Source organism: Roseateles sp. P5_E1, assembly GCF_054049335.1.
The window spans coordinates 77,444-92,188 of the sequence record NZ_JBFUMN010000014.1 but is presented as its reverse complement, the minus strand read 5'-3'; the positions used below and the strand labels follow the sequence as shown (position 1 = coordinate 92,188).

The 14,745-nt window shown below is 68.4% G+C and carries 15 protein-coding genes; 8 read left to right on the top strand and 7 right to left on the bottom strand.

What is annotated here, in order from left to right; translation table 11 throughout:
- Window positions 1-93: 93 nt before the first annotated feature.
- The 3 genes from pepQ to ACXJKJ_RS14195 all read right to left on the bottom strand — a co-directional run bounded on the left by pepQ (window position 94) and on the right by ACXJKJ_RS14195 (window position 2,883).
- Window positions 94-1,410, bottom strand: coding sequence for a Xaa-Pro dipeptidase (pepQ, locus tag ACXJKJ_RS14205; RefSeq protein WP_457390570.1), 1,317 nt, complete (start codon window positions 1,408-1,410; stop codon window positions 94-96).
- 8 nt (window positions 1,411-1,418) lie between these two features.
- Window positions 1,419-1,658, bottom strand: coding sequence for a DUF1161 domain-containing protein (locus tag ACXJKJ_RS14200; RefSeq protein WP_457390569.1), 240 nt, complete (start codon window positions 1,656-1,658; stop codon window positions 1,419-1,421).
- Between the two features lie 655 nt (window positions 1,659-2,313).
- On the bottom strand, window positions 2,314-2,883 hold the full coding sequence (locus ACXJKJ_RS14195) for a 5-formyltetrahydrofolate cyclo-ligase (RefSeq protein ID WP_457390568.1): 570 nt from the start codon (window positions 2,881-2,883) through the stop codon (window positions 2,314-2,316).
- A 99-nt stretch (window positions 2,884-2,982) separates the two neighbouring features.
- Between ACXJKJ_RS14195 and ACXJKJ_RS14190 the strand changes: the two genes are divergently transcribed.
- Both ACXJKJ_RS14190 and ACXJKJ_RS14185 read left to right on the top strand, forming a co-directional pair.
- The gene (locus ACXJKJ_RS14190) at window positions 2,983-4,110 is read left to right on the top strand and encodes a sterol desaturase family protein (protein WP_057298115.1); all 1,128 of its coding nucleotides are present in this window, start codon (window positions 2,983-2,985) and stop codon (window positions 4,108-4,110) included.
- A 6-nt stretch (window positions 4,111-4,116) separates the two neighbouring features.
- Entirely contained in the window at window positions 4,117-4,524 is a 408-nt protein-coding gene (locus tag ACXJKJ_RS14185) for a TfoX/Sxy family protein (RefSeq protein ID WP_457390567.1), read from the top strand.
- On the opposite strand, the gene ACXJKJ_RS14180 is transcribed toward ACXJKJ_RS14185, so the two are convergent.
- Entirely contained in the window at window positions 4,474-4,770 is a 297-nt protein-coding gene (locus ACXJKJ_RS14180) for a DUF2917 domain-containing protein (RefSeq protein WP_082532395.1), read from the bottom strand. The two genes, ACXJKJ_RS14185 and ACXJKJ_RS14180, sit on opposite strands and share 51 nt — an antisense overlap.
- A gap of 90 nt (window positions 4,771-4,860) precedes the next feature.
- Between ACXJKJ_RS14180 and ACXJKJ_RS14175 the strand changes: the two genes are divergently transcribed.
- From ACXJKJ_RS14175 to ACXJKJ_RS14165, 3 genes are read left to right on the top strand one after another with little or no spacing between them, the layout of a single operon-like run.
- On the top strand, window positions 4,861-5,817 hold the full coding sequence (locus tag ACXJKJ_RS14175; protein WP_457323066.1) for a LysR substrate-binding domain-containing protein: 957 nt from the start codon (window positions 4,861-4,863) through the stop codon (window positions 5,815-5,817).
- Window positions 5,818-5,857: 40 nt separating this feature from the next.
- A complete protein-coding gene (locus tag ACXJKJ_RS14170) occupies window positions 5,858-6,391 on the top strand; it encodes a DUF4199 domain-containing protein (protein WP_457390566.1) in 534 nt (177 codons plus the stop codon).
- A 10-nt stretch (window positions 6,392-6,401) separates the two neighbouring features.
- A complete protein-coding gene (locus tag ACXJKJ_RS14165; protein WP_457390565.1) occupies window positions 6,402-7,028 on the top strand; it encodes a LysE family translocator in 627 nt (208 codons plus the stop codon).
- Here the strand turns inward: ACXJKJ_RS14165 and ACXJKJ_RS14160 are convergent.
- Window positions 7,025-8,680: a cation:proton antiporter gene (locus ACXJKJ_RS14160; RefSeq protein WP_457390564.1), complete on the bottom strand. Its 1,656-nt coding sequence runs from the start codon at window positions 8,678-8,680 to the stop codon at window positions 7,025-7,027. The genes ACXJKJ_RS14165 and ACXJKJ_RS14160 overlap by 4 nt on opposite strands.
- A gap of 6 nt (window positions 8,681-8,686) precedes the next feature.
- Window positions 8,687-9,229 (bottom strand): 5-formyltetrahydrofolate cyclo-ligase, encoded by a 543-nt coding sequence (locus ACXJKJ_RS14155; protein WP_457390563.1) that lies wholly within the window; start codon window positions 9,227-9,229, stop codon window positions 8,687-8,689.
- A 113-nt stretch (window positions 9,230-9,342) separates the two neighbouring features.
- Between ACXJKJ_RS14155 and ACXJKJ_RS14150 the strand changes: the two genes are divergently transcribed.
- Window positions 9,343-10,977 (top strand): hypothetical protein, encoded by a 1,635-nt coding sequence (locus ACXJKJ_RS14150; RefSeq protein ID WP_457352634.1) that lies wholly within the window; start codon window positions 9,343-9,345, stop codon window positions 10,975-10,977.
- Window position 10,978: 1 nt separating this feature from the next.
- Here the strand turns inward: ACXJKJ_RS14150 and ACXJKJ_RS14145 are convergent, their stop codons facing one another.
- Entirely contained in the window at window positions 10,979-11,551 is a 573-nt protein-coding gene (locus ACXJKJ_RS14145; RefSeq protein WP_457390562.1) for a DUF4114 domain-containing protein, read from the bottom strand.
- Between the two features lie 245 nt (window positions 11,552-11,796).
- Here ACXJKJ_RS14145 and ACXJKJ_RS14140 point away from each other — a divergent pair, with 245 nt between their 5' ends.
- The gene (locus tag ACXJKJ_RS14140; protein WP_457390561.1) at window positions 11,797-13,779 is read left to right on the top strand and encodes a transglycosylase SLT domain-containing protein; all 1,983 of its coding nucleotides are present in this window, start codon (window positions 11,797-11,799) and stop codon (window positions 13,777-13,779) included.
- On the top strand, window positions 13,776-14,729 hold the full coding sequence (locus tag ACXJKJ_RS14135; RefSeq protein WP_056192383.1) for a complex I NDUFA9 subunit family protein: 954 nt from the start codon (window positions 13,776-13,778) through the stop codon (window positions 14,727-14,729). The genes ACXJKJ_RS14140 and ACXJKJ_RS14135 overlap by 4 nt, the downstream gene beginning before the upstream one ends.
- Window positions 14,730-14,745: the final 16 nt, after the last annotated feature.

Below are 14,745 nucleotides of genomic sequence, written 5' to 3'. Positions count from 1 at the left end.
TTGCAGCTTGATGCCGCGAGCATCGCCGCCCCCGCCGGGGGCCGACCAGGCTTGCGCGCGTGCAGCGCAGCAAGAACGGGCGGGGGCTTCATGTCACACCGCCGCGAACGCGTCCCGCGTCAGGTTCTCGGGCGCCTCGCCGGCACCGCGGCAGGCCACGTCGTCCTCGATGCGGATGCCGCCATAACGCGCCAGCCGCTCGACGGCATTCCAGTCCACCTGGCTCGCCTGCGGCGACGCGCGCAGCTGGCGCAACAGCATCGGGATGAAATACAGCCCCGGCTCGATGGTGACCACCATGCCGGCCTGCAGCGGCCGCGTCAGGCGCAGGTAGCGGTGGCCCTCGGGCTTGTCGGCCACGCCGCCGTCCTCGCTGGCCATGAAGCCGCCGACGTCATGCACCTGCAGGCCCAGCAGATGGCCGATGCCATGCGGGAAGAAGAGTTTGGTGACGCCTTCGGCCACCATCGCCTCATCGCTCATGTTGACGATACCGGCCTCGCGCAGCACGCGGGCGACGCGGCGGTGCGTGCTGAGGTGGATGTCGCGGTAGTCCACGCCCTCGCGCACTTCGTCGACCAAGCCCAGCTGCTCACGCTCCATGGCCGCGATCAGCGCCGCGAACTCGTCGTGACCGGACGCCGCCCAGGTGCGGGTGATGTCGCTGGCATAGCTGTTGACCTGGGCACCCGCGTCGATGAGGAAGCTGCGCGACTCGGCCGGCGGGCTCTCGTCCTGGTACTGGTAGTGCAGCACCGCGGCGTGCTCGTTGAGGCCGACGATGTTGGAGTAAGGCAGGTCGCGGTCGGTGTGGCCAGTGGCGAGGAGGTAGGCGCGGTGGATGCCGGCCTCACTCTCGCCGCGCAGGAAGGCGGCGCGGGCGGCGTTGTGACCCGGCACCGCGCGGCGCTGGGCGGCGCGCATCTGCTCCAGCTCATAGGGGCTCTTCACGCCACGGGACCAGTGCAGCAGGTTCAGCAGGGTCTCGGGGTTGTTGGGGGTCACGCCCGGCAGCGCGGCATCGGCTTCACCGAGGATGGCTGTGCGCGGCGTGATGCAGTCGGCCAGCGCGGCGGCAGCCTCTTCCGGTTCGCGAATGACGACCAGCTCGACCGCATCCACCCACTCGCCGCTCGGCGCACTGGGCGGCACATGCCAGTAGTCGTCGGGCTGGTAGTAGACGACGCGCGGCTTCCTGCCCGGGCGCACGGCCAGCCAGGAGTGCGGGTGGTTGGTCAGCGGCAGCCAGTGCTTGAAATGCGGGTTGGCCTGGAAGAGATAGGGCCGGTCGTCGAGGAAGGCGTATTTCTCGATGCCGGAGGCGATCAGCAGTGTGTCGAAGCCGGTGCGCTCGAGTGCCGATTCCGCGTGCTGCTGCAATGCGGCAAGGTGGTCGGTGTAGAGGCTCATCGCTCGGCTCACTTGCGCACGTAGGTCAGCTTCTTCGTGCCGCCGTCGCAGCTACCGATGACCTTGGCGTCGCCGACCTTGTCGTTGTCAACGGCAGCGATCTCGTAGCCCTTGACGCCCTTCTCGTCGAGCTTGGCGGCGATCTCGGTCTTGAGTTCGTCGCAGGGCTTGGACGCGGCGTGGGCGGCCTGGGTCAGCAGCAGAGCGGCGGCGGCGGCGCTCAGGATCAGCAGGGTGGGCTTGGACATCGGATTTGCGTGTGTCAGGGGAGATATTGGATTGTGAGACAGGCGGACTCATCCGGTTGTCTTTGCCCAAGTCCTCATGACTCGCGTGCACTGCCGCGGGAATCCGCCCCGCGAGGGCGGGTAACTTTTCTCTGACGCGCCAGAGAAAAGTCACCAAAAGAGGAGCGCTCAATGCAATCCGCACTCGAGCGGGATCAGGTGCTCGCGTTGCTCGAAGCGGGCTGCACCCCGAAGCGAACCGCTGCGCTCTCGCCCACCACTTGTGCCGAGCACCAGCGATCAGACCTTCACGCCGCTTAAGTCGCGGCTGCACGCCGACGCCCGACAAATACCGAACAGCCGCGTCGCTCGGGCGACGCTGCATTTGGTTTTCTGATGAGCCCGGCGTGCAGCCGCGCGTCGAACGGGCCGCTGGTGCGATGGATGTTGGTCGTGACAAGTCAGACGCGAGAGCGCAGCGGGTCGCTTCTTCGCGCAATGCCAGCGGATGTTTTCGCGCGCCGCTCATCGCGGTGTCGCGCTGGTGTGCGGTTCAGGGCCTCTTCTTTGGTGACTTTCTTCTGGCCCCGCAGAAGAAAGTTACCCGGCCGCCGGGACGGACTCCCGGCAATGCAGCGAGCAGACACGCCCTAAGCAAAAGCAACCCAAACCACCGTCACCCCTCCCGATCCCAAACCACCCCCTCCTCCGTCAGCATCGCATCCAACGCCACATCCAGCTGACTCGGCTTCAACAACGGCAAAAAGCCATGCGCATAGCCGATCCCAACAGCCGCCGGCCTGGGATCCATCTCGGCCAGCGTCTTGTCCATGAAGCCACCGCCATAGCCCAGCCGCAGGCCGGCAGGTCCGAAGCCCAGGCAGGGCACCAGCATCAGCTGGGGCTTGAACTCCTCGGTGTCCTTGGGCTTGGGGATGTGGAAGGCGTCTTCCTCCATCGGGCAGCCGGGGTACCAGACATGAAAGCGCAGCGTGCCGTGCACCTTGTCCACCACCGGCAGGCCGATGCGGCGATGGGGGTGGTTCTCACCCCATCGGTAAAGGGTGGGCAGGGGGTCGAACTCACCCTTGATGGGCCAGTAGGCACCGATGGTGGTCTCGCGCCGGCGCAGCAGCCAGACGCTCAGCACCTCCTGCAGCTCGGCGGCCAGGTCCAGGCGGTTGGGCAGGGCCAGCCGTTGTTCGATCAGCTTGTGCCGGATGGCGGCGCGGTCGTTGGCGTCCAAGAGCGTGGCTTTCTTCCGGACCTGTGAATCTGGCCATTGTGGGCCAAGCGCCGACCTCGCTAGAGTCCCGACCCAACGGAAACGCAGGGAGAACCACCAGTGCTGAACAAGCTCAACCAGCTCAGCGAATCAAGCGGGGCGCTCAAGCCGGGCCGCGGCATGATCAGCGGCGTCATCGCGCTCACGCTGGCCATCCTGTGCTTCCTCGGCGTGCTGGCCTTCCACTTCCCCGAATACCTGACGACGCCGCAGTTGCGCCAGTCCTACGACGTCGACGTGATCCGGCGCCTGCTGTACTGGGCCTTGGTGCTGTCCGGCGGGCTGGCGCTGTTCAACATCGTGTTCAGCCGCATGCGCTGGCTGGCGCTGTGGACCTTCGTGCTGCTGGGCCTGGCATTGGCGCTGGGCGGGCACAAGGTCGAGGTGGACCCGAACTTCCCCGACCACACGCCCTATGTCGGCCTGGACTGGTTCATCCTCGACCTGCTGGGCTCGACGCTGATCTTCGTCTTCATCGAGAAGCTGTTCGCGCTGCGCCGTGACCAGCCGGTGTTCCGCCCCGAGTGGCAGACGGATTTCCACCACTTCATCGTCAACCACCTGGCCGTGGGCTTCGTGATGCTGGCCACCAATCTCCTGGTGCACAAGTTCTTCGGCTGGGCGGCCAAGGACGGCATCCAGGGCTGGGTGCAGGGCCTGCCCTTCCCCGTCGCCCTCTTCCTCATCGTCCTGGTGGCCGACCTGGTGCAGTACTGGACGCACCGGGCCTATCACGAGGTGCCGACGCTGTGGCGCCTGCACGCGGTGCACCACAGCGTGAAGAGCATGGACTGGCTGGCCGGCTCGCGCCAACACATCCTGGAGCTCATCATCACGCGCACCCTGGTGCTGGCACCCATCTTCGTGCTGGGCTTCAGCAAGGAAGTCATCGACGCCTACATCGTCGTCGTCGGCTTCCAGGCCGTGTTCAACCACGCCAACGTCAGCGTGCGCCTGGGGCCGCTGCGCTACCTCATCGTGACGCCCAACTTCCACCACTGGCACCACTCGCAGGACCAGGAGGCGCTGGACAAGAACTACGCGGCTCACTTCGCCTTTCTTGACCACCTGTTCGGCACCGCCGTGCAGTCGGATCGCAAATGGCCGGAGCACTACGGCGTGCTGGGTGACTATGTGCCCGACGGCTTCCTGCGCCAGCTGCACTTCCCGTTCACCTGGAAGGGCTGATCACGCATGGACGCCTTCATCGAGCTCTGCGTCGAGCTGCTGCAGCCCCTCGGCCCGGTGCAGCCGCGCCGCATGTTTGGCGGCCACGGCATCTACGTGGACGGCCTGTTCATGGCCTTGGTCATCTCGAACCAGCTCTATCTGAAGACCGACGACGTGTCGCGTGAGCGTTTCGTCGCAGCCGGCTGCGAGCCCTTCAGCTACGGTACCAAGAACGGCGAGCGCCAGGTGATGAGCTACTACCAGCCGCCCGAGGAGACGCTGGAATCACCTGCGCTGATGCTGCCCTGGGCGCGGCTGGCGCTCGAGGCGGCCTTGCGTGCCGCCAACGCCAAGGCCGCGAAGCCCGTGGCCAGGAAGAAATCAGCGGCCCAAAAACCGGCGGGCAAGAAAACCACGGCTCGCCGAGGCTGATACCGGCGGCACCAGCAGCTCGAAGTCGGCGGCGGGCCAGCCTTCCAGCACCGCCGTCTGGCCCGGCGCCAGCGCCACGGCCTCGCCGGCCTCCAGCCACTTGTCTTCGGCCGGCTCGTCGGGGGTGCCCGACAGCGTCAGCCAGACGCGGCCACGGGCCACCGCCAGGCGGCGAGACTCGGCGCCACCGGCCAAGGTCATGGCCCGGCCACCGTCCAAATGCCAAACAGATTGCGCGTCGCTCATGATGAGACTCCTGGGTTGATGTCAGGGATTCTGCTTATTTCACCCAAGGCGGTCCAATGACTCCGCGGCGCCGATTGATACCATTCACGCATGAATCAGCCGAAGCAACCAGTCCGCCAAAGACCCCTGTCCATCGGCCCGCTGCGCGCCTTCGAGGCCGTCGCCCGCCTGCTGTCCTTCCGCGCGGCGGCCGAGGAACTGAGCCTGACGCAGTCGGCCATCAGCCGGCAGATCCAGTCGTTGGAGGAGGAGATCGGCTGCGTGCTCTTCCTGCGCGGCACGCGCAAGGTGGAGCTGTCCAGTGATGGCGCCGTGCTGCTGCCCACCGCCGTGGCCGTGCTGTCCCGGCTGGACCAGACCGTGCGCCAGATCCGCCGCTCGCGTGGCCGGCGCGTCGTCAACGTCAGCACCTTTGCGTCCTTCGCATCGCTGTGGCTGATCCCGCGCATGGAGGCCTTCCAGCGTGAGCATGCCGACATCGACATCCGCGTGTCGGCCTATGACCGCAAGGTCGACTTGGAGGACGGCGAAAGCGACCTGGCGCTGCGCTATGACGACCGCCCCTCGGTGCCGGCGGACGCCGAGCAGCTCTTCGAGGAACTGCTGTCGCCCTGCGTCAGCCCCTGGTATCTGCAGAACCCACCGGCGCCGCTGAAGCGCGCCGCCGACCTCGCCGGCCATGCGCTGGCCGAAGAAGACGACGCCCGCCCCAGCGCCGAGTTCCTGAGCTGGCGTCGCTGGCTGACCGAGATGGGGGAGCACGACCTGCAGCCGCGCCGCTGGCTGTACCTGAACTTCACCTACCAGCAGGTGCAGGCCGCGCTGACCGGTCAGGGTGTGGCGCTGGCCCGCCTGCCCCTGGTGCACGAACATCTGACGCGCGGCGAGCTCGTCGAGCCCTTCGGCAAGGCCGGGCGGCTGGGCTGCCCGTTCAGCTACTGGATGATGCTGGGGCCGAACGCGGCGCGCCGGCCCGAGGTGCAGCAGTTTGCGGACTGGGTGCGCGAGCAGGCTGCCATCACGCGGGCCCAGGTGGCCGGGGTCTGACCTGTTGCGCTACCGGCCGGGCCGGTCTGAACATCGGCCCATGCTGAAGACCATCGTGTGCTTCGGTGCCGTCGCCGGCTTGGCTGCCGGCATCCCGCTGTTCGCCCTGCTGATCCTGAACCGGGGGGCGCCGCCGGCTCACGGCATGGTCATCGGCTACACGCTGATGCTGATCGCGCTGAGCCTGATCTTCGTCGCCATCAAGCGCCGCCGTGACGACGAACTCGGCGGCGTCATCCGTTTCTGGCCCGCCTTCGCGCTGGGCCTGGCCATCAGCCTCGTCGCAGGCGTCGTTTATGCGGCGGCCTGGGAAGTCACGCTGGCCGTCACCAAGCTGGACTTCGGCACCGAGTGGGCCAAGATGTACATGGCCCAGAGCAAGGCCAAGGGCCTGCCCGAGGCCGAGCTGGCCAAGCTCGCCGCCGAGATGGACGAGTTCAAGCGCAACTACGCCAACCCGCTGTTCCGCTTCCCGATGACCATGGCCGAGATCGTGCCGGTCGGCCTGCTGGTGTCACTGATCTCGGCGGCCTTGCTGCGCAACCCGCGCTTCATGGCTTCGAAGCGGACCTGAGGAGACACCCATGTTGCCCACCGGCGCCGCCCTCTACGCCTTCCTGATCGCCACCCTGGTGCTCGCGCTGACGCCGGGACCGGGCGTCGTCTTCATCGTCGCGCGCACGCTGGCGCAGGGGCGCACGGCAGGCCTTGCGTCGGTCGCCGGCGTCGCCCTCGGCAATTTGACGAATGCGGTCGGCGCGTCCATCGGCCTGGCGGCGCTGTTCGCGGCGTCGGCGCTGGCCTTCACCGCCGTGCGCTGGGCCGGCGCGGCCTATCTCGTCTACCTTGGCATCCAGGCCCTGCGCCAGCCGGCCGCAGTGGCTGACGGCACGCCGCCTGCACCCGCCGAGCCACGCAAGCTCTTCCGCGACGGCTTCTTCGTCGCGTTGCTCAACCCCAAGACGACGCTGTTCTTCGCCGCCTTCATCCCGCAGTTCCTGCACCCTGAGGGCTCGCAGGCCGCGCAAGCCTTGACGCTGAGCATCCTCTTCGTCGCGGTCGCCGCGGTGACGGACAGCGGCTATGCGCTGCTGGCCGGCTGGATAAAGCCGCTGTTGCGCGGTGCCGGTGGCCGCGGGCGCTATGTGTCGGCGCTGGTGTACTTCGCCCTGGGCCTGTATGCGGCCTTTGGCGGCAAGCAGAAAGCCTAGGCGGCCACGACCCGAGCGAGCGCCTGTGCCAGCGCCTGCTGCGAACGCAGCACATGGTTGACGCCGGCATCTTCCAGCCACCGCGCCTCTTCCGGCGTTTGGGCGACGACGGCACAGCGCAGCCCGGGATTGAGCTGGCGCGCCGTGGCCAGCATGGCCGGCACGACCCGCACATCAGTCACGGCCACTACCAGCCAATCCGCCTGGGCAATGTGGGCCTGCACCAGCGTCATGGCCTCGCTGGCGTCGCCAAGCACGGCCGCATGGCCGGCGGCACGCAGCTTCTCGACGACCTCGCGACCGCGGTCGATGACCACCAGCGGGCGGCTGCCCAGCTCGTCATGCAGGGCCGTGCCCAGCGACCCGTGCCCGACCAGCACCACCTGGCCCGCCAGCGCGCTCTCGGGCGTGTCGGCCGGCAACTCGGCCAGCGGGTCGTCGCGTGCCTCCAGCTTGCGCGCCCAGGCCGAACGCTTCAGCACCCAGCGGCGCAGCGGCTCCACGCCCGAGAACAGCAGCGGGTTCAGCGCGATGGACACGATGGCACCCGCGACGACGAGGCTGGTCGCCTCGGGGGGAATCAGGTTGAGGCTCTGCCCCAGCCCCATCAGAATGAAGCTGAATTCACCGATCTGCGCCAGGCTGACCGCCACCGTCAGCGCGGTCGACAGCGGATAGCGCAGCAGCAGCACCAGCGCGCCGGCGGCGAACGTCTTGCCGACCAGGATGACGGCCACCGTCGCCAGCACCGCCAACGGCTGCTCGACGAGGATGCGCGGGTCGAACAGCATGCCCACCGCAACGAAGAACAGCACGGCGAAGGCGTCGCGCAGCGGCAGGCTCTCGTGGGCCGCGCGCTCGCTGAACGCCGATTCGCGCAGCACCAGGCCGGCGAAGAAGGCGCCGAGCGCCACGCTGACACCGAACAGCGCCGCCGCCCCCACCGCCAGGCCGATGGCGGCGGCCACGGTGGCCAACGTGAACAGCTCGCGCGAGCCGGTGCGGTTGACCTGCCACAGCAGCCACGGCAGCAGGCGCCGGCCAACGATGAGCATGACGGCGACAAAGGCCGCCACGGCGAGCAAGGTTGTCAGGATGGTGACGGCCAGGTTGCCGCCGCCATCGCCCTTGCCGCTGAGCACCGGCATCAACACGAGGGCCAGCACCATGGCCAGGTCCTCGACCACCAGCCAGCCCACGGCGATGCGGCCATTGCCGGTGTGCAGCAGCTCGCGTGATTCCAGCGCGCGCAGCAGGACCACCGTGCTGGCCACCGACAGCGCCAGGCCAAACACCAGCGACGCGCCCAGGTCCCAGCCCCACCACCCGTGAGCCAGGCCCGCGCCCATCGCCGTCGCCGCGGCCATCTGCACCAGCGCACCGGGCAGTGCGATGCCCTTGACCGACACCAGGTCGTGCACCGAAAAATGCAGGCCCACGCCGAACATCAGCAGCATGACGCCGACCTCTGACAGCTGCTGGGCCAGGTGCACGTCGCCAACAAAGCCCGGCGTGTGCGGCCCGATCAGCACGCCGGCCAGCAAGTAGCCCACGAGGGCCGGCAGCCGCGCCCATTGCGCGAGCAGGCCCAGCACCAGGGCCAGGCCAAAGGCAGCGGCCAGCGTCGAGATCAGGGTCATGCCATCGTGCATCGCCAATTACTCAGGAGTGAGGAGCTCGCGCTCGGTGAGGATCAGCGTCAACGCACGGTCATGCGCCTCGACGGGGAAATGGGTTTCGGCCGCGGACCATGCCAGGCCGACGGTCGTCACGCCCGGGTGTTCGGCCAGCCAGCGATCGAAATAGCCGCCGCCATAGCCCAGGCGAAAGCCCTCTCGCGTGAAGCCGACGCAGGGCACCAGCACGACGTCGGGTATGACGACCGCACCGGTCGACGAGGCGATGCCACATTCGTCCTGGGCCGCGGGTACGCCGCCGTCCCAGCGGCGATAGACCATCTCAGCGGGTTCACGGCGCGCAAACGGCAGCGCGCGCGCCAGTGGCAGGGGGCCGGGATCGAACTCGCCGGGTAGCGGCCAGTACACGCCCAGCAGTTCCGGCTCCAGCTGGGCCAGCAGCTCGTGAAGGCCCAGCGTGATTGCGGCCTGCGCGGTCTGGAAGGCCGGGCTGGCAGCAAAGCCGCGGCGCGCGGCCAGCAGCTCGCGGCGCAGTGAAGGACGGTCGGGGTGAGAAGCAGTCATCGGCCAATTAAAACCCAGGGCCAGTCTGCTCCTCAGCCCTGATGACGCCACGGCTCCTCACAACGCCCGGCTGGGGCTATGGTCGCCTTCGTCGCCAACGCCCGGAGGCCGCCATGCCCACGCCCGACACCCCCTTCCATCCCATCATCTACGTGCGCGGCTATGCGATGTCGCGCGGCGAGATCGACGAGACCACGGCCGACCCCTTCTGCGGCTTCAACCTCGGCTCGACGATGTACCGCGCCGTGCCCAACAAGACCGACAGGCCCCGCAAGTACGTGTTCGAGTCGCCCGTCGTGCGGCTGGCCTCGGAGTACCAGTACAAGGACGTCTACGAGGACGGCTACGACATCGTCGACCCGGAGTGGGAGGCCGACTCCCTGGGCAAGCCGACCGACAACAAGCTGGGCAACCGCTGCATCGTCATCTATCGCTATTACGACGCCGCTTCCTCCTATCTGGGCAGCGGCAAGACGCCGGAGATCGAGGACTTCGCCAAGGGGCTGTCCAAGCTGGTCGCCCGGGTGCGCGACCTGGTCTGCAAGAACCCCGACAACAAGATCAAGCCGGCCGACTTCCGCTGCTACCTCGTTGCCCACTCCATGGGCGGCCTGGTCTGTCGCGCCTTCCTGCAGAACGCGGCGCTGGACACCGAGAAGGTCGCGAAGCTCGTCGACAAGTTCTTCACTTATGCCACGCCGCACAACGGCATCGACGTGCTGGGCCAGAACATCCCGTCCTGGCTGAGCGTCAACGACATCTCCAACTTTGACCGCGACAAGCGCATGCCGGCCTACCTCGACCTGGCCACGGCTGCCAAGAAGCACAAGCGCGCCGACCTCATCCCTGAGGCCCGCTTCCCGTCGCGGCGCGTCTTCACGCTGGTGGGCACCAACCGGCTGGACTACGAAGCCGCGGCCGGCGTGTCGCGCAGCTTCGTCGGCCATGGCAGCGATGGCCTCGTCAAGATCGAGAACGCGACGCTGTGCGGCCTGGACGCCAAGGGCAACATCACCGACCAGTGTGCCAAGGCCTTCGTCTACCGCGCCCACTCGGGCTATTTCGGCATCGTCAACAGCGAGGAGGGTTTCCAGAACCTGGCCCGCTTCCTGTTCGGCGACGTGCGGGTGGACCTGTGGCTGGAGATCGACGACATCCGCCTGCCCGACAAGGTGCAGGAGGAAGCCGACGCCGGCCGGGCCGTCAATGCCCTCTACCAGATCGAGGTGCAGGCTTCGCCGCGCGGCAAGCTCTGGTACCTGACGCGGCGCACCACGGAGGAGGATTCCGTCGCCTGCGTGGCCCAGGCCGATTGGAAGAAAAACGCCAGCCTCTACCTCAGCAGCGTCTTCCTCGCCAACCGGGCCAAGATCAACCCGCGCCGCAAGTCGCTCGCCTATGGCATGACGCTGGGCGTGCGCGTGCCCGACTACGAAATCGAAAAGCGCCTGTGGCTCAACGAGCACTTCGAGGGCGGCTATCTGTTCCGCAATGCGCTGATCCTGGAGATGGTGCCGCCGGCCAACGAGGGCGAGGCCTGGAAGGTCAAGTACGCCTGGCAGGATGCCGGCGTGTCCATGGCCGACACAGAGATCGCGGCCAAGCAGCTGAAGTCGGGCCGCATCGAGGTCAGCGTGCCTTTTGACAGCAGCGCGGTCGCCACCAACGGCAAGATGAAGCCCACCAACCCCGGCATCCGCGGGCGGCTGCGCTTCGAGATCGAGGGCTGGAACGTGGACGCGAGCTGAGTCAGCGAAGGCGACGGCGCCAGGCCAGGCCGGCGGCGCCGGCCAGCAGCAGCGCCCAGCTGGCAGGTTCGGGCACGGCGGTAATCTGGTAGACGAAGCTGTGGTCGTTGTAGTTGAAATCACCGCCGCTGGGCAGGTCCTCGAAGGCGAGGTTGGTGCCGGCCGGCACCTTGGCGTCGCCGGCAACCGGCGCGGCCCAGACATGGTTGACGCCATCGCTGTTCAGGCTGACGTCGCTGTAATAGCGCGCCGCACCGCTGTTGGCATCGATGAAGAACACCAGGCTGTCACCGGCCGACACGGCGCCCAGCACAAAGGTCTGGCCATAGGCGCTGGCATGGTTATCCAGGCCGGGCGTGCCGTCGACGCCGTTGATGCGCGCGCCGACGAGGTTGGTGAAGCCGCCAGCCGCGCCGGTGTAGTAGGCCACCAGCAGGCCGCTGGTGGCCGCCGTGAAGCTGCTGGGTGGCGCCGGCGTGCCGGGCGTCGGGTAGACGGCAGGGTTGGCCTGGGCGGCCAGGCTCAGCAGCGCGGCGGAGGCCACCAACAACAGACGTTTTGCAGCGGTCTTCATCAACAGTCTCCTCGTCGATTGGATGTGAGGTTAGCGGATTGGATAGCGCTATCACCAGCCCCTAACTCGTGGACAAATTCGTGGGCAAACCGCGCGCCTGCGTAAAGCGCGAAGCCCCGGGTTTCCCTGGGTTAAATTCGGCATCAAGGCGCGGCGCTCGGCCAGCTGGCCGGCGCTCACGCAAAGTGAAGCAGTCGCGAGGCGTGAAGCGCATGAGTCAGATGGGTGGTCGAGTCTTGGAATGCATGAGCCGCGGGGCGCTGGCCCTGCTGCTGTCGGCGGCGTTGAGCGCCGACGCCGCCCCGCCGGTGCCCCCCGCCGATGCCGACCTCGCCGTGCAGGCCCGCGACGCCTGGGTCAAGCGCGACCGCAAGCGCCTCACAGCCTTCGTCGAGGCGGCTCGCGCCCAGAACCATCCGCTGGCCGGCTGGGTCGAGTACTTCGACCTCAATGCGCGGCTCAGCGAAGTGCGCCAGCCCGAGATGGACGCCTTCTACGCGCGCTATCCCGGCAGCTATGTCGAGGACAGGCTGCGTAACGACTGGCTGCTGGAACTGGGCCACCGCCGCGACTGGGCCAATTTCAGGCGCGACCATGCCAGCTATCAGATGCGCGACGACCGCGAGGTCGCCTGTTACGTCATGCTGGCGGACCATGTCGCCGGCACCAAGGTCGATGCCGACGCCGCCCGCACCACGTGGATGACCCAGAAGGACGGCGATGACGGCTGCCAGCAGCTCGCGGCCGCCATGGTCGAGGCCGGCCAGTTCAAGCCCGACACCCTGTGGGCCAAGGCCCGCCTGGCCACCGAGCAGGGCCGCCCGCGCGCCGCGCGTCAGGCCGTCGCCCTGCTTTCAGCCAAGCCCCTCGACCAGAAGCTCGCCGAGCTGCAGGACAACGCCGGCCGCTACCTGACGCGCAAGGCCCGCACCTCGCCGCGCCCCGAGGCGGAGCTGACGGCGCTGGCCCTGGCCCGCGTCGCCGGCAACGACCCCGATCAGGCCGGCGACCTGCTGCAGGACAAATGGAGCAAGCTGCCCGCCGACCTGCAGGCTTGGCTGTGGGTGCAGATCGGCCGCCAGTCCGCGCTGCGCCTGCAGGACGACGCCCTCGCCGCCTTCGCTCGCGCCGAGAAGCTCGCGCCCGACCTCCCCTGGACCGACGACGCCCTGGCGTGGCACGCCCGCGCCGCGCTGCGCGCCCGCCAGCCGGCCGCAGCCCTGCGCGCGATCGAGCGCATGACGTCGATCGAGCAGCGCGACCCGGCCTGGGTCTACTGGAAGGCCCGCGCCACGCGGCAACAGGGCGACCAGCCGGCCGCTCGTGCCCAGCTCGCCGCGCTGGCGACCACGCCGCTGAACTACTTCGGCCGCCTCGCCGCCGAGGACATCGGCCTGCCCACGCCGCTGCCGCCCGCGCCCGCGCCGCTGACGACCGAGGAGCGCCGCGCCGCGCGCAGCCACCCGGGCCTGACCCGGGCCTTGTCGCTGATCAACCTCGGCCTGCGCAGCGAGGGCGTGCGCGAATGGAATTTCTCGCTGCGCGGCATGGGCGACCGCGCCTTGCTGGCCGCCGCCCAGGAAGCCTGCGACCGTGAGGTCTGGGACCGCTGCATCAACACCAGCGAGCGCACCAAGGCCGAGATCGACATCGCCCAGCGCTACCCCACGCCGCATCGCGTCGAGTTGCAGCGCGAAGCGCAGGCCGCCGGGCTCGACGCCGCCTATGTCTACGGCCTGATCCGCCAGGAATCGCGTTTCGTGCTGGACGCACGCTCGCACGTCGGTGCGGCCGGCCTGATGCAGGTCATGCCCGCCACCGCCAAATGGACGGCCAAGAAGGTGGGCCTGAACTACAACGCCGAGTTGATGCACGACCGCGACTTCAACCTGCGCATCGGCACCAACTACCTGAAGCTGGTACTGGACCGCTTCGAAGGCGCCCAGGCCCTGGCCGCGGCGGCCTACAACGCCGGCCCCGGCCGCCCCGCGCGCTGGCGCGATGGCCCCGTCATCGACGCGGCCATCTGGGCCGAGAACATTCCGTTCAACGAGACGCGCGACTATGTGCGCAAGGTGCTGCTCGGCGGCGCCATCTACGCCCAGGTGCTGGGCCTGCCAGCCACCAAGCTGCGCGAGCGCCTGGGGCAAAGCATCGGGCCTGCCGGCGCACGCGATGCCGACGTCAGCGACGTGCCGCCCGCAGCGGTGGGGGAGTCCAAATCATGAGCCTGTCCGTATTGGTCCTGGGCGGCAGCGGCTTTGTCGGCCGCGCCTTGTGCGAACAGCTGACGCGCCGCCTCGGCGCCGAGGCTCGCGTCACCGTGCCCACGCGCCGCCTGCCGCATGCGCAAGCCGTGCAGAGCCTGCCAGGCGTCACCGTCGTGCAAGCCGACGTGTTCCACGACCTGCCAGACCTGGTGAGAGGCCATGACGCCGTCGTCAACCTCGTCGCCATCCTGCAGGGCAGCATGGCCGCCTTCGAGCATGTGCATGTCGAGTTGCCCAAGCGCATTGCCGCGGCCGGTGCGAAGCGCCTCGTGCATGTCAGCGCCCTGGGCATTGGTGGGGGGATGAGCGAGCATGCGCCGTCGCGCTATCTGCGCAGCAAGGCCGCTGGCGAAGCTGCGCTGCAGGTCGCGGCGCAGACCCATCCACTGGAGCTGACGCTGCTGCGCCCCTCGCTGGTTTTTGGCGACGGCGACAAGAGCGTCAACCTGTTCGCGCGGCTGCAGGGCTTGTTCCCGGTGATGCCGTTGGGCGGGGCGAATGCGCGGCTGCAGCCGGTGTGGGTGCAGGACTTGGCCCGTGCCCTCGTCGAGACGCTGCTGCGCCGCGAGACCATCGGCCAGACCTACGAGATCGCCGGCCCGCGTGAACTGACGTTGGCCGAGCTGGTGCGGCTGGCCGGCCGCGTTGCGGGCTGCGAGCGGCCCATCCTGCGCCTGCCCGGCGCGCTGGCGACGCTGCAAGCCCTCTTCATGGAATGCCTGCCCGGCGAGCCGCTGCTGTCGCGCGACAACCTCGCATCGCTCACCGTGCCCAATGTACCGAGTGGCAAGCTGCCGGGCCTGGCGGAACTGGGCATTCAGGCCAGTTCGCTGGAGGCCGTGCTGCCGACTTATCTGTCGCCTGACGGCGGCGTTGCACGTCTGGACGCCTGGCGCGCCAGGCGCTGAGCGCGCATCAATCCGT